The organism is Caballeronia catudaia (assembly GCF_001544755.2).
Lineage (GTDB): Bacteria > Pseudomonadota > Gammaproteobacteria > Burkholderiales > Burkholderiaceae > Caballeronia > Caballeronia catudaia.
In genome coordinates this window covers 1-18,332 of the sequence record NZ_FCOF02000046.1, presented here as the reverse complement: position 1 = coordinate 18,332, position 18,332 = coordinate 1, and the positions used below count along the sequence as shown (strand labels likewise).

The window sequence follows — 18,332 nt, the reverse complement described above, 5'->3', positions numbered from 1 at the left end:
CTGCTCCAAGTTCATTAACGTTCGGACGGGCTGGTGGACACGGTGTCGAGCATGCGCTTCTTGCCCGTCTGCACATGATTCTCGAAAGCCTGCGCAGCCGCGTCGGCCTGACCCGCACGCAGCGCTTCGAAGAGCTCGCGGTGTTCTTTCGAGGAACGCTGCATTTGCGCGAACGAATACACGCCCTTGTGAATGTAAAGCGTCAGTTCGTCTTCGACAGCCTGGTTGATCGTGATCAGCCGCGGATTCTTGGTCGTGGCCATCAATTGACGATGAAACTCGGTGTTCAGGGTTTGATACAGATGGCTGCTGCGCTCGGCAACGGCGGAATCCATCTGGTCAATAAGAAGGCTGAGCAAGTGCTCCTCGTCGGTGGTCAGACGCAGCGCGGCGAGACGTCCGGCCGTGCGCGCGAGCCCTGCTCGAATCTCATAGAGATCCATGGCCTCTTCGAGCGATAGCCGCCGAACTTCGGCGCCCCGATTGGGGACGATTCGCACGAGTCCCGCCTGTTCGAGCGAGCGCAGAGCCTCGCGCGCCGAATTGCGGCCGACGCCAATCTGGTTGGCGAGTGCTTGCTCATTCACACGTTCACCGGGGCGCAAGTCCCCCCGCTGAATCATGCCGCGCACCTGTTCGCGAATGTCGTCGAGCTTCGACGCGATCACCTCAGGCGCGCGCGCGTTCACCTTGCCGTTCGCTTCATTGTTAAACGCGTTTTTCATGTCCGTTGCCCTTTCTGTGCCATTCAATGCCTTTTATTTTGCTTGCAGAAAACCTGTCGATACCCACGGTACCAGCACGATCACGATGAGGGCCACCGCCAAGGCGCCCAGATAAGGCCAGACGCGGCGCATCGCGGTGGACGGATCGACCTTGCTCACCGCGCACGCCGCGTAGAAGCCGAGGCCAAGCGGTGGCGCGAACAGGCCGAGTCCCATCGCGAATACCACGACCATTGCATAGTGCACGTCGGAGATACCCATCGCACGCGCGATCGGGAACAGCAGCGGACCGAACAGTACGATTGCCGGAATGCCTTCCAGAAAGCTGCCGAGCACCACGAACGTAATGGCGGAGATCGCCAGGAAGCCGAGCGAGCCCCCGGGCGCTGCCATCATCAAGGACGCGAGTTGCGCGGAGAATCCTGACTGCGTGAGCGCCCATCCCATCGCCGTTGCGCAACCGATGATAATCAGTATCGCGCCGGACAGCGAGGCCGACTCCACCAGAATAGGATAGAGCCGGCTCCAGTCGAAGCGGCGGTACAGTAACAAGCCCGCCGCGCAGGTGTATGCGACACCGATCGTCGCCACTTCCGTCGCGGTCGCGATCCCTTCGACCACCGCGGCCCGGATCACGAACGGCAGCGCGAGCGCAGGTAGCGAGATCAAAAATGCGCGGCCGACCTCGGCCCGGGAGGCCCGTTGCACGCCTTGCAGGATCTCCCCGCGGCTTTTAAACCAGACGACTGCCGCCAGCGCTACCGCGCCGACCACGGCCGGCATGAAGCCACCTGTGAACAGCGCCGCAATCGAAACGCCGGTGACCGACCCAATCGTGATCAGCACCAGACTGGGCGGAATAGTTTCCGACATGGCCGCCGACGAACTGAGCATTGCGACGAGGTCGCCTTCGTTCGCGCCGCGCTTTTTCATTTCCGGGAACAGGCCCGGCGCGAGCGCGGCCATATCCGCCACCTTCGAACCGGAGATGCCGGACACCAGATACATGGCGCCGATCAGCACGTAGGCGAGGCCGCCGCGCTTATGCCCGATCAGCGAGGCGAGGAAGCGGATCATCGCTTCAGCGAGCCCCATCGCTTCCATTAGCGCGCCGAGCAGGATGAACAGCGGCACAGCGAGCAGGATCAGGCTGGACATTCCCTGATTCATGGTGCTCACGACGATCGACAACGGTGCGCCGGTGACCGTTGCGAGATAAGCGAACGTGCACACGCCAAAGGCGACCATGATCGGCACGCCGAGACAGATGATCGTGACCACGCCCACGGCGAAGAAAAGAATCAGGCTGACTGCGGTCAGTGGCGCGAGTGCTTGCCGTGCAACGTAAAGCGCAACAGCGACCCCGCCCACCAGCGCGACAGCCTTCACGCAATCGCGCAGCGACGAGCGTTCGAGCAACCGGGTAATGGCGAGCACGAGCATCAGCCCGGCGGCCACGGGAATCGCGGCGGCCGAAACGGTGTTCGGCAGATCCAGCGCCGGCGTACTGATGATCCACTCGTCCATCGCCCACTCGGTCGCTGGCCGTACCATCAGCAGTACGAACGTCATCACGATGAAATTTCCGAGCGTTTCCGCAAACGCGCGGCTTTGCGGCGACATTCTGGCGACGAACATCGTCAGGCGCATATGTTCGCCGCGCCGCAACGCCACCACCGCGCCGAGCATCGATAGCCAGATGAACAGGATCGACGCGAGTTCGTCACCCCAGATCAACGGATCCCGCAGCACGTAGCGGCAGGTAACGTTCGTGAGCAACAGCACGACCTCGGCCACCAGCAGCAACGCGGCGGGCACTTCGGTGATCCACTTGATGGCCGTTTCCAGTGCGCTGCCGACGCGCACGACCTTCGATGTCGCATGTCGGTCTTTCGGCGCGCCGATGTCGTGGGCGAACACCTGCTCGGGATGAACTCGGGAAGTCATGACTCGCTCTCCGGAAACTCTTCGATGGTCCGCGCTCATGCGAACTTCTGCGTGTACTTTTCGAGTAACGCCCAGGCTTCATCGCCGTATTTCTTGCGCCACTGATCGTAAAAGCCGGCTTTTTGCAGCGAGGCACGGAACGGCTGGAGATCGGGCTTGTTGAACGCCATGCCGTGCGATTGCAACTTGTCGATCAGCGATGTGCTCAGTGCGGCGACGTCCGCGCGTTCAGCCACTGCGGCCGCATTCAGGTGTTTCGCCACAATGGTCTGCACGTCCGGCGGCAGCTTGCCCCAGGACCGCGCGTTGGCGAGAAACCAGAAGCCATCCCAGATATGGCCGGTCAACGAGCAGAACTTCTGGACTTCATAGAAGCGTCCGGTTTCGATCAGCGCGAGGGGGTTTTCTTCTGCATCAACGACCTTGGTTTGCAGCGCCGAATACGCCTCGCTGAAGTTGATGCTGGTGGGCGAGGCGTCGAGCGCCTTGAACATCGAGGTCCAAAGGGGGCTGACCGGCACGCGAATCTTTAGGCCTTTGAGGTCGGCCGGGCTTTGCACCGGCTTGACCGAGCTCGTGAGATGCCGAAAGCCGTTGTCCCACGGTTTCTCCATCGCGACGAGCCCGACTTTCGAGATCGCCGCGCGGATGTGGCTGCCGAGCTCGCCGTCCATGGCTGCCCAGACCTGGTTGTAATCCTTGAACGCGAAGCCGATGCCGTTGATCGCCGAGACCGGCACGAGTGTCGACAGCACCACGCCACCTTGGGTCAGGAAGTCGATGGCGCCCGATCGAACCTGCGACAGCATGTCGGTATCCGTGCCCATCTGACCGTTCGGGAAAATCTGCAAATCGACACGGCCGCCGGATTCCTTCTTGATGGCGTCCGCGGCTTCTTTCGCGCGAACGTTGAGCGGATGGGACAGCGCGAGGTTGTTCGCGTACTTCAGCTTGAACTGCGCTGTCTGCGCCCGGGCGAGCGACGGCAAGACGCCGGTTCCCGTCGCCGCCACCGTGGCGGCTCCGAGCGTTTGAAGAAAGGTACGACGGGAATACAAACTCATTTTCGTCTCGCTCCATAAAAAGAAGATGCCGGATGGCGCATTCGGCGGCGCCCGTGCCGTTTTTTCGGTCCTCGGCTAGGTAAAGTGCACACTGCAGCTCTGGTTTTGCTAACACACACTTTAAAAGTGTTGACACTTCGATGTCAAGATGTTGTTATAAGAAAAAGAGTGCATGCAACTGAACGCCCCGGGAAAGCACCTACATACCGGGAACATCGGCGATACCTATCAGGAAGAGACAAATGGAACTAGAGGCGCACTACCGCGAGCACGGCTTGCTGCTCGGAGGCCGCTGGCAAGCCGCGGCGTCTGACAACGGCCAGCTTTCGATCAATCCGGCGACGGAACAGCGGCTGGGCTATATGCCGCTGGCCACGCAGGCTCAGGTCACCGAGGCCGTCGACGCCGCGACCGAGGCCGCGGCTGCAATGCGCAAGCTCACGCCGTGGGAGCGCTCAGCGCTGCTGCGCCGAGCCGCAACGCTCATCCGCGAACGCGCGCCGCAGCTCGCACGACTCGTGGCGCTGGAAACCGGCAAGCCGATCGCACAGGCCATTGGGGAAGTCCACGCGTCCGCTGAGTCGATCGACTGGTTCGCCGATGAAGCGCGCCGTGTGTTCGGCATGTCTTACGAAAGTCGCGTCAAGGGCGGACGGTATCTGGTGCATTACGAGCCGCTCGGGGTGGTCGCCGCCTTTACGCCGTGGAATTTCCCGCTGCTACTGCTGGCCCGCAAGATGGGCCCGGCGCTGGCCGCCGGCAACGCGATCGTGATCAGGCCGTCGAACGAAGCGGCCGGCGCGACGATGGCACTGGTGCGCTGTTTCGTCGATGCCGGTTTTCCCGAGGGCGCGGTCAATCTGGTGATCGGCAAAGCCGACACTATTACGCCGACGATCATGGCCGACCCGCGCGTGGCAAAGATCAGCTTCACCGGCTCGGTGCCTATCGGCCGTCAGATCGTCGAAATGTCCGCGCAGACCCTCAAGAAGGTCACGATGGAACTCGGCGGCCATGCGCCCGTGATCGTGCATCGCGACGCTGACATCGGCGCTTTTGCGCACCTCGCGTCGCTGGGCAAGTTCCGCAATGCGGGCCAGGTTTGCGCATCCCCGACTCGTTTCTACATCCATGAATCGATCTTCGACAAGACCGTGAAGGCGCTGGTCGAGCGCTCCAGAGCGCTTCGGGTCGGCGATCCGTTGCAGCAGAACACCGATCTGGGTCCGCTGACCACGTCGAAGCGCCGCGACGCGATCGAACGTCTTGTCGATGAAGCCGTGAGTGAAGGCGCCAGCGTGCTATGCGGTGGCCGGCGCCCCGCGGAATTCGGTCGCGGCTGGTTCTACGAGCCGACACTCGTCGCCAATCCCGCTTCGCACATCGGCCTGATGAACGACGAACCGTTCGGCCCCGTCGGGACGCTCACCCCGTTCACGACGATGGACGAAGTCATCACCGAGGCGAACCGGCTGCCGTTCGCGCTCGCGGCGTATGTCTTCACGCGCTCGATGCGCAACACGCTGGAAACCACGGAGCGTCTGCAGGCCGGCGTGGTCGGCGTAAATACGTTCGTGGCGTCGACGGCGGAGACGCCATTCGGCGGCAGCAAGGACAGCGGGTTCGGACGCGAAGGCGGACCGAACGCGATCCGCGACTACATGGACACCAAATTCATCAACCTGGAACTGGCGAACGACGAGCCGCTCGACGCCACCGCCTGAATGGGATCGATCATGCGAAGCATCAAGAATCACGCGAAAGCGCAACTCGCCGCGGGCGAACTGGCACTCGGCATGGGGCTGCGCCAGGCCCGCACCGTCGACATCGCGCAGATCGCGCAGACGGCGGGTTTCGACTGGCTGTTCATCGATATGGAACACAATTCGATGGACATCGACACGGCCGCGCAGATCTGCGCCGCCGCTCTGGTGGGCGGTGTGACGCCGATCATCCGCGTGCCGGGACACGAGCCGTTCCACGCCACTCGACTGCTCGATACCGGCGCGATGGGCATCGTGGTGCCGCACGTGAGCACGCCCGAACAGGCCGCGCGAATCGCCGACATGTGCCGCTTCCCGCCTGCTGGCGGACGGTCGATCCCGGGCATGTTGCCGCAGGTCGGCTTTCAGGCTCTTCCGATCGCCGATGTGGTTCGCGCGATCAACGAAGAGGTGCTGGTCGTGGCGATGATCGAAACCCGCGAAGGGCTCGAGAACGCCGACGCGATCGCCGCCGTGCCGGGCATTGACGTGCTGCTCGTCGGCGCGACCGATCTTGCGGCGGATCTCGGTATCACAGGACAACTCGGCCATGTGCGTGTGGCGGCCGCCATCGACGCCGTGTGCGCCGCATGTCACCGGCACGGCAAGGTGCCGGGCGTGGGCGGCGTGTACGACGAGGCACTGATGACCGCCTACGTGCAAAAAGGCGCGCGTTTCATTCTCAGCGGCTCGGACCTTGCGTTCCTGATGACGGGGGCGAAGTCGCGTTCGCAGATGTTGCGTGCAATCCCGCTCGGCGAAGCCGAACAAGACATGGCTCAACGCAAGGCATCCTGATCGGTCAAGAAGGAGACATAGTGAATCCCGAATACGCAAGCAATCTGGTCAACCGGCGCGACCTGAAACCCTATCTGAATGCCGATCAATTCGAATTCCGAGATTCGGTGAATCGGGTGCTGACGCGCCATGCATCGCCGGAATACGTGCGCCAGTGCGACGAAGAGAAGCGCTTCCCGCAGGAACTGGTGAAGGCGGCCGCCGAACAGGGCTGGTTTGGCATCACGCTGCCCGAAGAATACGGCGGCATCGGTGGCTATCTCGACATGGCCGCATATCTGGAGATCGTCGCGTATCACACCATCGCGCTCGCGCGCTTCTGGAACGCCAACGTGAACATGGTGGGCGGCGCGCTGGCGCGCTTCGCTCCGGACGATATCAAGGCCCTGGTGTTGCCGAAGCTGGCCGAAGGGCGTGCCTTTCTTGCCTTCGCACTGAGCGAAAACGGCTCCGGCTCGGATGCCGCCTCGCTGACGACGCGCGGCGTGGCCGAGGGAAACGACTTCATTCTCGACGGCACGAAGATGTGGATTTCCGGCGCGCTGCAGGCCGACTACATTCTGACCGCGGTGCGCACCAATCCGGAAGCGAAGAAGCACGACGGGATCAGCCTCTTCCTCGTACCGAAGGAATCCAGAGGTTTGACCATTAATCCGATCGATTTGCTCGGCGGCCACGCTATCCGGACCTGCGAAGTGGTGTACGACGGAGTGCGTGTCCCGAAAGAGATGATCGTGGGCGGCCTGCACGTGGGTTGGAAGAAGCTCACCACGGTGCTGTCGAAGGAGCGCATCGCATTGTCGGCGATGTGCGTGGGCGGCGCGCAGGCGGCGATCGATCTTGCGCGCTGGTATGCGAACGACCGCAAACAGTTCGGGCAGTCGATCATCGATTTCCAGGCCGTGTCGCATCTGCTCGCCGATATGCAGACGCGCGTGGATGCCGCTCGCCTGATGGCGTTTCGGGCGGCGAAGCTGCTCGACGAAGGCGACAACTGCGACGTGGAATCGTCGCAGGCGAAGTACTTCGCGTCAGACACGTACGTGCAGGTCGCGACAGACGGCATCCAGATCATGGGCGCCAATGGCTACTCCGCCGAATACGCGATGCAGCGTCATTACCGCGAAGCCAAGATGTTCCAGATCTTCGGTGGCACCAATCAAATTCAGCGCAACATCGTGGCACGCGCGCTCAAATCGTAAGCGGAGACAGACGTGACGGCAGTTCGGACGTTGGAGAAATTCGGCTTTGGCGTCGACCACGCGCAAGCCGACGTAGTGGTGGTCGGCGGTGGCGGCGCGGCGTCGCGTGCTGCCGTGTCCGCGGCACAGGCGGGTGCGAAGGTCCTCATGCTGGCCAAGGCGCCGGTCGGACAGGGTGGCAGCACGGTGCACGGCGCTAGCGAAATCATGAGCATGGGGGCATCCGGCTACGGCAGTCCCGACGATAGCGCAACGGTGCACTACGAAGACACGATGCGTCCGGCAGGCGGCTTCATCGACCGCGACCTCGTGCGCGTTCTGGCGGAGGACGCACCGAAGCGCATCGCTGACCTGATCGAACTCGGTGTGCCGTTCGACCGCGTCGACGATGGCTACAAGCTCATCCGCAGCGACTTCGGCAGCTATGCGCGCGCGCTCGGCGTGAAGGGCAAAACCGGCAAGGCCTTCGTGAGCGCGCTCGCGGACGAAGCCAGAAAGCTCGGTGTCGAGATCCGTCAGCCGGCGGCGTTGATCGATCTCCTGCGCGATTCGACAGGGCGCGTGAGCGGCGTGGTTGCGATGGACCTCGATTCGCGGCGGCTGCTGGTGGTCTCGGCGCGGGCCGTCGTGCTTGGCACGGGCGGCGCGCACGGTCTGTTCTCGCAGCAGGTGTCGACAGCGGAGATGACCGGTGACGGCCAGGCGATCTGCTTCCGCCACGGCGCGGAACTCGTGAACATGGAGTTCCACCAGTTCGGGCCGGCGATGGTGCACCCTTACGTGCAACTTTTCAGCAAGTCGTGCTTCATCCTGCATCCGAAGATGCTCAATCGCGACGGTCACGAATTTCTCCCGGACTATCTGCCGACGGGCGTGACGCCCGAGGCTGCGATGGACGAGAAAGTGTTCCCGTTCACGATATCGAACGAGTCGCGCTACATCGATATCGCGATCGCAACGGAAATCGCGCAGGGCAGAGGAACGGAACGCGGTGCGGTGCATTTCTCTTTCGCCGACATCGCCGAGGAACGGTTGGCCGCCACCATTCCGAACACCATGCGCTGGATGCGCGCCAAGGGACTCGATCCGAAGCGTGATCTGCTCGAGGTCGGCATTGCGTTTCAATGCCTGAATGGCGGTGTCCGAATGACCAGCACCGACGCGATGTCGACCATCGAGGGGCTCTTCGTGATTGGCGAACTCGCGGGCGGCGTGCGCGGTCCGGATCGTCCGGGCGGAAACTCCCTTGCGGAAGGTCAGGTTTTCGGCCATCGCGCGGGCGCGGGTGCGGCCGCATTCGCACGCGGCAGCACGGCGCCGGGCACGTCCGATGTAACGCCGCTTGCTGGGCGCCTCGAAACGGCGCTCAAACCGAATGCGTGGTTCGACGCTCAACGTATCGCCTCCGATCTGCGTGCAGCGATGCAGACGCATTGCCTCGTCGAGAAGACGGAAAGCGGCCTGAACATCGCGTTGGCCGCCGCTCGCGAGGCGCGCGCGGAGTTCTCCGCAGGGGGCGGCGCCACGCCGTCGGAAGTGATGGACGCGCTCACGATCGACAATATGGCGACGACTGCCGACGTCATCGTGCAGGCGTGTATCGAGCGGCGCGAATCGCGCAGCAGCCACTATCGCACCGACTGTCCCGAGCGCGACGACGCGCATTTCAGTCACGCATTGACCATCACGCGCGGTGAGGCCGACCCGTTCCGTCTCGCCTTCGACGTGCTCGAATACCCCGGTGCGGAACTCACGGACGCATCGCATTCGCAGGCGGCAAATCATGGATAAGAAGCAAGTCGGCCCGTTGTCGGGCTATCGCATTCTGGATCTCACCGTCATGACCGCGGGTCCGGTCGGTACGGTGCTGCTCGCCGATCTCGGCGCGGACGTGATCAAGGTCGAGGAACCGAAGGCCGGAGACCTCTCGCGCAATCTCGGTAATCAATTCGTCGAAGGAGAAAGCGTCCAATTCCTCTCGCAGAACCGTAACAAGCGCAGCATCCGCCTGGACCTGAAGTCGCCGAAAGGACGCGATGCATTCCTGCGCATGGCGGAGCTGGCGGATGTCGTCGTCGAAAACTTCCGGCCGGGCACGGTGGATCGGCTCGGCATCGGCTACGAGGCCGTGAAAGCGCGCAATCCGATGATCGTCTATGCAAGCGTGTCGGCGTTCGGACAAAGCGGTCCTTACGCCGCGTGGCCCGCGAACGATCCGATCGTGCAGGCCGTGGCGGGTCTCATGGACATGACGGGCGAAGCCGGCGGCAATCCGGTTCGGCTGGGGGCGCCGTTGCCGGACTTCGGCGCGGCTGCGCTGCTCGCGTTCGGCATCTCTGCGGCGCTGTTGCATCGCGAACGACACGGCGAAGGTCAGCGCATCGATACGTCGCTGCTGTCGGCTGCGCTTTTCAGCACCATCCCCCGCGACGGCGAGACGCTAAGAAGCGGCAAAGCGCCGGAGCGCCTCGGCAGCGGCCATCCGACGATGGTGCCGTATCGCAACTACCAGGGGTCCGATGGCCGCTATTTCTTCGCGGCGTGCTTCACCGAAAAATTCTGGCAGAACCTTTGCCGGGCGTTGGGCCGCGACGAACTGCTGAGCGATGAACGATTCATCGGCAACACCGCGCGGACTGCGAATCGGCATGCACTCGACGTGATCCTCGAGCAGCACTTTCTACTGCATACCGCGGAATACTGGGTAGCGCATCTGAGCGCCGCGGACGTGCCATGCGCGCTCGTGCAGGACTACCACACCGCACTGACGCAGGACCCGCAGATCGCGCATAACCATGCGGTCATCGAGATTGAGCATCCGGTCGCGGGTAGGGTAACGAACATCGCGAGTCCGGTGAATTTTCACGGCAGCCCGGTCGCTTACCGCCGCGCGCCGCCTACGCTCGGACAACACACGGCTGAAGTACTTGCCGAGTTCGGTTTCGCCGACGAGGAGATCGCAACACTGGAAGGTCGTGAGCTGGCAGTTGCCGGAGCGAAGTCATGAAATCGTACAAAACGGACTACGTTATCGTCGGCGCGGGGACGGCGGGTTGCGTGCTCGCAAACCGCCTGACCGAAGATCCGAACGTCAAAGTGATTCTGGTCGAAGCCGGCGAGAGCGATCGTCACCCGTTCATCCACGTACCGGCCGGCTTCGTGCGATTGCTCGATCATCCAACCGTGACATGGCGCTATCGCACGCGGGCCGACGCCGAGACCAGCGGCCGTGCAATCCTGTTTCCGCGCGGACGCGGACTCGGCGGGTCCAGCGCGATCAACGGCCTGCTTTATGTCCGCCCGTTTGCTGAGGATATCGATAGCTGGGAGCAGTCGGGCGCCAAGGGCTGGAGCTTCGGCAACTGTCTGCCGTTCTACTGCCGCTCCGAAACGTGGACCGAGGGCAACAGTCCGCAACGCGGCACGCACGGTCCGATCCAGGTCAGCCGGGTGAAGAATCCGCCGGAGATTTGTGGTGCGGTCGTGCAAGCCGCCCAGAAGGCCGGTCTCGATTTTGTAGATGATCCGAACAGCGACACGCGCGGTCCGTCGATCTGGTACTACCAGCAAACGCGCGACGGACGTCGCCGGTCCAGCGCAGCGCGCGGCTATCTGCGGCCCGCAATGGCGCGGCCGAATCTCACGGTGGTGACCGGCGTCCAGGTGTCCGGGCTCGAAATGAACGGCACGCACGTGAGCGGCATCAATGCGACGACGAGCGCAGGCGTTCCGATGCAGTTTCGCGCGACGCGCGAAGTGATTTTGAGCGCCGGCGTGATCGGCACGCCCAGGCTGCTCGAAATGAGTGGCATCGGCGATAAGGACGTGCTCGACAATGCGGGCATTCGAACACGCATCGCATTGCCGGGCGTCGGCAACAATATGCAGGATCACTATGTAGTCCGGCTCGGCTATCGGGTACGGGGTGCAGGTACCGCGAACGAGCGCTCGCACGGACTCGCGCTCGCGCGCGAGATGATGCGGTACGTCGTGTCGGGCACCGGCGTACTGACGTATAGCGCGGCGATCGTCGGCGGCTTTGCACAGACATCGCTCGCAACCCGGCCCGACGTGCAGTTCGTCATCGCGCCAGGCAGCTTCGTCGAGGGACGGATCGGGGTGCTGGAGTCGGAGCCCGGTGTCTCCTGCGGCGTCTGGCAGATGCGCCCCGAAAGCCGTGGGCACGTGCACATCACCAGCAGCGAGATCACGGCAGCGCCGACGATCGCACCGTCATACCTCAGCAGCGAACTGGACCGCAACACGATGGTGGAAGGACTCAAGATCGGCCGCCGGATCTTCGCGCAGCCCGAGATCGCCCGCTATATCGTCGACGAAACCGTACCAGGCCGTCACGCGGACACCGATGAGGCGTTACTGCAATACGTGCGTGACAATGGCTCGACTGTGTATCACGCGGTTGGCACGTGCCGGATGGGAGAGGACGAAATGAGCGTCGTCGACTCCGAACTGCGGGTGCGCGGAACGACCGGCCTGCGCATCGTCGACGGCTCGGTGATGCCGTCGATAACCTCGACCAACACCAATGCGACGGTGCTGATGCTGGCCGAGCGCGCGGCCGACATTATCCGTTCGCCGATGACGGCGCGCGCGGCTTCGACACATGACAAGGAGACGGTATGAAAGTGCTTGTGAGTGTAAAGCGAGTGGTCGACTACAACGTGAAGGTCCGGATCAAGTCGGACGGCACGGGTGTCGACGTTGTGAACGTGAAGATGTCGATGAATCCGTTCGATGAAATCGCGGTTGAGGAAGCGGTGCGGTTGAAGGAAGCCGGCGTGGTGAGCGAGGTGGTGGCGGTTTCTTGCGGTGTAGCTCAGGCGCAAGAGACGCTGCGTACGGCGTTGGCGATAGGCGCGGATCGAGCTGTGTTGATCGAGTCATCCGAAGACCTGCAGCCTCTGGCCGTCGCCAAACTGCTGAAGGCCCTGGTCGACAGGGAACAGCCTTCGCTGGTGTTGCTGGGCAAGCAGGCCATCGACGACGACTCGAACCAGACCGGGCAGATGCTCGCCGCTTTGGCTAACCTTCCGCAAGCGACGTTCGCTTCGAAGGTGGTTGTGGCTGGCGGGAAGGCAACAGTGTCGCGCGAAGTGGACGGCGGAGCTGAAACGCTGTCGCTGACGCTTCCCGCCGTGGTCACAACAGATCTGCGCCTGAACGAGCCGCGCTACGTGACGTTGCCGAACATCATGAAGGCGAAAAAAAAGCCGCTCGAAACGATCAAGCCCGAAGACCTCGGCGTCGATGTCACGCCGCGTCTAAAGACGCTGAAAGTCGCCGAGCCGCCCAGGCGCTGCGCCGGCGTGACCGTGCCGGACGTAAAGACGCTGGTCGAGAAGCTAAAGACCGAAGCGAAGGTAATTTAAGTAGAAGGCGGAGACAGGGAAGATGACGAATCTGGTTAGCCTGGTATTGGCAGAACACGATAACGCCTCGATCAAGGCAGCGACGCTGAACACGATTGCAGCGGCGCACAAGATCGGCGGCGATATTCACGTGCTGGTCGCAGGTCACAATGCGCAGGCTGCGGCCGATGCGGCAGCGAAGATCGCTGGCGTCAGCAAAGTCCTGCTGGCCGACGCGCCGCAACTCGCAGCAGGCGTCGCGGAAAACGTCGAGGCGACGGTGCTGAACATCGCGAAGGACTATTCGCACATCCTCGCGCCGGCGACCGCTTACGGCAAGAACATCACGCCGCGTATCGCAGCGAAGCTCGACGTCGCACAGATCAGCGACATCACGGCAGTCGATTCGCCCGATACGTTCGAGCGCCCGATCTACGCGGGCAACGCAATTGCAACGGTGCAATCTCAAGACCCGATCAAGGTCATCACGGTACGCACGACCGGCTTCGATGCAGTCGCAGCCGAAGGCGGCAGCGCAGCGGTCGAGAAGATCGAAGCCGCAGCGGACGCGGGCCTCTCGCAGTTCGTCGGCCGTGAAGTGACGAAGCTGGATCGTCCGGAACTCACGTCGGCGAAGATCATCGTCTCGGGTGGCCGCGGTCTGGGCAACGGAGAGAACTACACGAAGGTGCTCGAACCGCTGGCCGACAAGCTGAACGCGGCGCTGGGCGCATCGCGTGCAGCCGTCGACGCGGGCTTCGTGCCCAACGACTATCAGGTCGGGCAAACCGGCAAGATCGTCGCGCCGCAACTGTATGTGGCCGTCGGTATCTCGGGTGCGATCCAGCACCTCGCCGGCATGAAGGACTCGAAAGTGATCGTCGCGATCAACAAAGATCCGGAAGCGCCCATTTTCAGTGTCGCCGACTACGGTCTCGTCGGTGATCTTTTTACGGCCGCGCCAGAATTGACCGGAGCGATCGACGGCTAGAATCGTCGCGAGAGATCGCCGCCGATTGAGCTTGCTCGACGACGCCACGCTTTGGCGCTGGCTTGCGTTAGCACTGTCTGTTTTTGGGGCGCGTGCCGACCGTTGGCTCATCACCGTCGAGCGATTAACCAAGCGCGAGGGAAAAGCGCCGCTCTGCAGCCACGGCGAGCGATACGTCGCTCGCCATGGCCTTTGCATCAGTTCGCCTCTGACTACCGCGAAACCAGCATGCCAATGATCACGCCTCCGAGTGCAGCGATGGCGATGGCTTTCCAAGGGTTGTCATGCACGAAGTCGTCGGTCGTCTCCGTCGCAAGCCTGTAGTTCTTAGCGACAGTATCCTGCATGTCGGAGAGCTTGTTTTTCATACTTGCGCGCGCGTCGTCGCCTGATGACTGGTTGTTTCCAGACTGTGAAGCTTCGCGTTGATTGCCGTCCCCAGCAGTCGCGGGCGGTTGAGTATCTCCTCCTGACGCGCCGTGGTTGGCGCTGGTCGGAAATTCATAGGGAGTGTCGGCCTTCTCCGTGATCAGGGAGTCGACCGGTTCGTGCACGGTGTTCGCCATGGCTTCCTCCAAACGCAAGCGCTGATGTAGACGATAAAAATGGGGGACGGCGCGGCCGTTTCGTGCTCATCCCCACTTACCGGTTTCAAAGCGGCGGCTTCTTAACCGGGTTGACGGCGGGGTCCGCACCCTCCGTTCTTTCGACGTCTACCTCGGTGCCTCGGACCGTATCTTTGACGGTCTCGGTCCGGGTTGACGCTTCCTTGCCCACCACCACCTCTTCAACGACACGCGCCGTTTTGGCGACCACGGGCTGCTCTTGAGTCTCGCGGATCTCAACGGAGCCTTCCTTGAGATCGGCTGCGGTCGCCGGTCGGTCCACGGCCCTGCGCTCAATGGTCGCGCGTTCTTCACGCAGATTGACTGACTCGCTGACCGGCGTTTCCGTCACGCGGGAATACACGCGAACGCCGCCCGTGTGCACTTCGCGCTTGCCGACCTCCAGCGTTTCCTGGACGACCGGAAAAGCTTTACGTTCTGCTGCGATTTCGTCTGCGGTGTAGGCGGGTGAGTTGCTGTCATAGCCTGTATATCCGCTACTGCGCCACTGGGCGACGCGCGAGTCGATGTCGACCGCGCCTGCTGCGTACAGCGCGTCCCGGACCCGTTCCACGGATGCTTCGTCGTTGACTTCTACGGAAAGTAATGCGCCTCCTCGACGAACTGCTTCGTGATAGTGGCCGATTTCCTCAGGCTCGTCTTCGCTGCCGAACAGTCTTTTGAAGAAGTGTTCGATGCCGCTGATGGGTCCATCGTGACGTCCGTCCTCCGCGACCTCACTCGTGACAGAGCGGGCCGTGGGCTCACCGCTCGTCGCCGAGATGTCCCCGGTAGTCGAGCGATGAATTTCCATATCCGTGCGGGCGACGCCTTCCGACTCAAGTCGCGTTTGAGCGCGCTGCGCGTCTTCGAACGAGTCGAATACGCCGATTATCGTCTGTACCATTTCAAGTTCTCCGAACAAGTTAAAGGACCAATATGTCTTGCAGTCTTGCAGTCTTAGTATTGCAATAAATGTTCCGCTTTTCCTCTGGTCAATTCAGTCGACGGTGGGATCTTTTGTCCATGGACCGTTCGGGCCGTCGCGACGCTCAACGACGAGTTCTTCTGAGCTGGTCAGCACGCGAGACGTCACGTCGTCTCGCGCTTCAGTCGTCTTGACGCGCACCTCTTCTTTCAAGGTGAGCTGCATCCGGACCACTGGGACATACTCGTAGACGGGGATGACGAGGGTATCGCCTTCCTGCCGTGGCTCTTCTTTTTCTTCGACCGGCCGGTTGATGGGTATGCGCTGAATCTCGACCTTCTGACTACGAAGTTGCAGCGAGACAGGATGCTCTTCTTCATGGACGACCTTGCGCACCCGAACGGCACCCGTTTCCACCGTCTCGATTCCGACCGCAATGTTTTCCCGCACTGCCGCGACGCGCACTTCGCTGGATGAATCAGGCGTTGGCATCGCGCCGCTATTCTCGACCTCTCGCATGGGTTCCTCTTAAGGTGCTCGACGGCCGGACAGCGCCGGCAGTCGAAATTCGGGTTCACTCAAAGACGACTGGCTCCGGGCACTGCGCGGCTGCGGACCGGTGTGCCGTCACCAGTCGCCGTACCACCGCTTTCCTCAAATGGCGGCTGATGGCGAAAACCGGCGCCCCCTGAGACGATGGCAATGATGGCTCCTACGATGAGAGCAGCAAACGAATACCAGCTCGCCCGCGCGACGCCGCGCGCGGCGGCATCCGCCGTTTCACGCGCCGTCTGTTCGGCCTGCGGACTGGAGGCGGCCGATGCTGCGGAGGCGACGGCCGCCTGGAGTTGCTGCTTGGCGGTATCAACCATCGACGGGCTCGTGCCCGACTGGTTGGCTGCGGTCGCGCCGACCTGCGCGGTCGTTGCCGCAACACTACCTGCCGTACTCACCGCGCCGGTAATCAATGAGGTCATGCCGTACACGACAAGCAGCGTCATGACCGCCCAGGACAATAGGCCGTGGAGCCATCCGAGCACTGGGGCGCAGCGGCCTGCGTAGTACGAGCCGACAAACACCGCCAGTACCGTGGTGACGATGACCCAGACCCCGGACCCGAACCCGAACCCGTGCAACGGATCCGGCTTGGACATCGGCGACAACAGCGACGCGCCAATGGCCGTACCAAGAACACTCATGGTCAAGTAGACGATCATGGAAAGAATGACGCCAGCGATAATGGAGCCCCATGACAGCCGGGGCAGACCATCTCGAGTGGTTAGCAGTTTCACGGGATTTTCTCCAGCAGTGAAGCAGTGATAGGGGAGCGCCTGCGACGCTTTTCAAGCGCAATGAATGTGCCTATCTCCGCGACCTGAATCGGCATGCCCGTCGTCGGTTGAATGGATGAACGTCGGAGGAGCGCTGTATATACGTCAAGGGACTGGCCTTTTCGAATCGCTCGCTTTACGGGCGGCGCGTGCATTGGCGCTCCGTCGCGTCAGGCCCGCGGCTTGCGCAGGCTTTCTTGCTGGCCGGCCGCCCCGTGGCATTGGAGAATCATCATGAGCAAAGCGCAAGACGCCAAAAAGACTGAAAAGAAGGTCGCGACTAAAACGCCAAAGGAAAAGAAAGAAGCGAAGAAACTGAAGAAGGAAGCGTCCAAGCGGCAGTAGCAATCGCAACTAGATGAGCCATCTACTGCGAGGTGAGCCGCAGGACGCAATTACGCCAACGTCAACGCACGTTGAGTGCGGCGACGGCTACCATGCTATACGCGGCATGTCGATCAAGACGGCCACGGTAAATCGCTCGGCAAGCGGTGGCTGGTACACGGGCTTGGCCACAGCTGGTCGGGGGCATCCTGGCGGAACGCATACCGACCTCCGTGGACTAGACGCTACGGCAGAAATCGTTCGATTTGTCAGTCAGTTCCCGCTGGAGCACGCTGACCGGTATCGCAACGACGAGGGCAACGCGCGCGGTTGATCCTCGAAGCAAGGCCTTCGCAACTAGGAGCGCCACGGGAGTTCTTGTGCATGCAGCTCCTTGTACGAAACAGGTGTTGCACTTCAGATTGAGGCCGCCCACTGTATTCGGATGTATTTACATGCCTGATCTCGATGCCCTGACAAGAGAAGGTGGCGTAAGTTTTGTAAACTGCCCGTTCATGGCTTTCCCTTCTGGCCCATAGCGGAATCGTAAATCTCGCAGGGCGAAATCACGATTTCCTGGCCCGAGCACCCGTAGTCACCTCAATAGAAAAAGACCGCCACTTAGAGCGCGGCTGTCTGGGTTTTCATTGCTCGCGAGGGGCGTCAGCGGGCAGGGGGATGATCAAAACGGCCACCATCCCATACCGCCGTTGTCTCCGTCTTCATCGCGGGACCGCCGGTTGCCGTGCTCATGGTCGTCAGCGTCGCGATGGAAGTCAAAAAGGTCGAACAGATCGCCGATCGCTGGTGCGTTCACTGGCACGTATGGATTGTCGCGCTGCTGGACGGGGTAAGGCAGATTATCGCGGCTGCGTCCGGTAATCGCCGGCAGGCCCCAGTTGCGCTCAATGAATTTTACTAACGACGCGTGATCGGCATAACTGTGGGAAATGCGCCCTCCGGTCGAATACTTCGACACAGCGATCATCGGGATACGCGAGCCGTCGCCGAAGAAATCGACCGGCTGAATGTAGCCTGAATCGTAGTAGCCGCCGCCCTCGTCCGTGGTGATGAAGATCGCCGTCGTGGCCCACAACTTCGGATCGCTCTTTACCGCATCGACCAGCTTCCTGACGAATGCCTCATACAGTCCAAATTTTGACGATGTCGGATGGCCGTCGAGCAGTCCGCCCGGCTTCACGAACGACACGGCGGGCAAATTGCCAGAGCTGATGTCCGCATACAAGTCCGGCAGGTCCGCAAGGTGCGTCTCGCGAACTTGCTG

General features: G+C 62.1%; 16 protein-coding genes. 8 read left to right on the top strand and 8 right to left on the bottom strand.

The features are described from left to right. Nucleotides 1-14: 14 nt before the first annotated feature. From AWB75_RS30385 to AWB75_RS30375, 3 genes are read right to left on the bottom strand one after another with little or no spacing between them, the layout of a single operon-like run. Nucleotides 15-725 carry a GntR family transcriptional regulator gene (locus tag AWB75_RS30385; protein ID WP_061127720.1) on the bottom strand — a complete coding sequence of 237 codons (711 nt, stop codon included), beginning with the start codon at nucleotides 723-725 and terminating at the stop codon, nucleotides 15-17. Between the two features lie 33 nt (nucleotides 726-758). Continuing rightward, nucleotides 759-2,672, bottom strand: coding sequence for a TRAP transporter large permease (locus tag AWB75_RS30380; protein WP_061127719.1), 1,914 nt, complete (start codon nucleotides 2,670-2,672; stop codon nucleotides 759-761). 35 nt (nucleotides 2,673-2,707) lie between these two features. After that, nucleotides 2,708-3,736, bottom strand: coding sequence for a TRAP transporter substrate-binding protein (locus tag AWB75_RS30375; RefSeq protein WP_061127718.1), 1,029 nt, complete (start codon nucleotides 3,734-3,736; stop codon nucleotides 2,708-2,710). A 242-nt stretch (nucleotides 3,737-3,978) separates the two neighbouring features. On the opposite strand from AWB75_RS30375, the gene AWB75_RS30370 reads away from it, so the two are divergent. Genes AWB75_RS30370 through AWB75_RS30335 form a run of 8 tightly spaced genes read left to right on the top strand, consistent with a single transcriptional unit; the run spans nucleotide 3,979 to nucleotide 13,859 of the window. Next, nucleotides 3,979-5,460, top strand: coding sequence for an NAD-dependent succinate-semialdehyde dehydrogenase (locus AWB75_RS30370; RefSeq protein WP_061127717.1), 1,482 nt, complete (start codon nucleotides 3,979-3,981; stop codon nucleotides 5,458-5,460). Between the two features lie 12 nt (nucleotides 5,461-5,472). Then, nucleotides 5,473-6,297, top strand: coding sequence for an HpcH/HpaI aldolase family protein (locus AWB75_RS30365; RefSeq protein ID WP_061127742.1), 825 nt, complete (start codon nucleotides 5,473-5,475; stop codon nucleotides 6,295-6,297). A 20-nt stretch (nucleotides 6,298-6,317) separates the two neighbouring features. Further along, entirely contained in the window at nucleotides 6,318-7,499 is a 1,182-nt protein-coding gene (locus tag AWB75_RS30360) for an acyl-CoA dehydrogenase family protein (RefSeq protein ID WP_061127716.1), read from the top strand. A 12-nt stretch (nucleotides 7,500-7,511) separates the two neighbouring features. Next, complete coding sequence (locus tag AWB75_RS30355) at nucleotides 7,512-9,290, top strand: FAD-dependent oxidoreductase (protein ID WP_061127715.1); 1,779 nt, start codon at nucleotides 7,512-7,514, stop codon at nucleotides 9,288-9,290. After that, nucleotides 9,283-10,506 (top strand): CaiB/BaiF CoA transferase family protein, encoded by a 1,224-nt coding sequence (locus AWB75_RS30350; protein ID WP_061127714.1) that lies wholly within the window; start codon nucleotides 9,283-9,285, stop codon nucleotides 10,504-10,506. Before AWB75_RS30355 ends, AWB75_RS30350 begins: the two co-directional genes overlap by 8 nt. Next, complete coding sequence (locus AWB75_RS30345) at nucleotides 10,503-12,143, top strand: GMC family oxidoreductase (protein WP_061127713.1); 1,641 nt, start codon at nucleotides 10,503-10,505, stop codon at nucleotides 12,141-12,143. Before AWB75_RS30350 ends, AWB75_RS30345 begins: the two co-directional genes overlap by 4 nt. Further along, complete coding sequence (locus tag AWB75_RS30340; protein ID WP_061127712.1) at nucleotides 12,140-12,889, top strand: electron transfer flavoprotein subunit beta/FixA family protein; 750 nt, start codon at nucleotides 12,140-12,142, stop codon at nucleotides 12,887-12,889. The genes AWB75_RS30345 and AWB75_RS30340 overlap by 4 nt, the downstream gene beginning before the upstream one ends. A 31-nt stretch (nucleotides 12,890-12,920) precedes the next feature. Beyond that, the gene (locus tag AWB75_RS30335) at nucleotides 12,921-13,859 is read left to right on the top strand and encodes an electron transfer flavoprotein subunit alpha/FixB family protein (protein WP_061127741.1); all 939 of its coding nucleotides are present in this window, start codon (nucleotides 12,921-12,923) and stop codon (nucleotides 13,857-13,859) included. Between the two features lie 212 nt (nucleotides 13,860-14,071). Here the strand turns inward: AWB75_RS30335 and AWB75_RS30330 are convergent, their stop codons facing one another. From AWB75_RS30330 to AWB75_RS30310, 5 genes are all read right to left on the bottom strand, one after another. Then, nucleotides 14,072-14,425 carry a DUF883 family protein gene (locus AWB75_RS30330; protein ID WP_061127711.1) on the bottom strand — a complete coding sequence of 118 codons (354 nt, stop codon included), beginning with the start codon at nucleotides 14,423-14,425 and terminating at the stop codon, nucleotides 14,072-14,074. A gap of 85 nt (nucleotides 14,426-14,510) precedes the next feature. Further along, entirely contained in the window at nucleotides 14,511-15,371 is an 861-nt protein-coding gene (locus AWB75_RS30325; RefSeq protein WP_061127710.1) for a YsnF/AvaK domain-containing protein, read from the bottom strand. 93 nt (nucleotides 15,372-15,464) lie between these two features. Next, a complete protein-coding gene (locus tag AWB75_RS30320) occupies nucleotides 15,465-15,911 on the bottom strand; it encodes a YsnF/AvaK domain-containing protein (RefSeq protein ID WP_061127709.1) in 447 nt (148 codons plus the stop codon). A 59-nt stretch (nucleotides 15,912-15,970) separates the two neighbouring features. Further along, nucleotides 15,971-16,684: a hypothetical protein gene (locus AWB75_RS30315; RefSeq protein WP_061127708.1), complete on the bottom strand. Its 714-nt coding sequence runs from the start codon at nucleotides 16,682-16,684 to the stop codon at nucleotides 15,971-15,973. 1,045 nt (nucleotides 16,685-17,729) lie between these two features. Continuing rightward, on the bottom strand, nucleotides 17,730-18,332 hold a 603-nt coding region (locus AWB75_RS30310), incomplete at its 5' end, for an alkaline phosphatase family protein (RefSeq protein ID WP_327220120.1).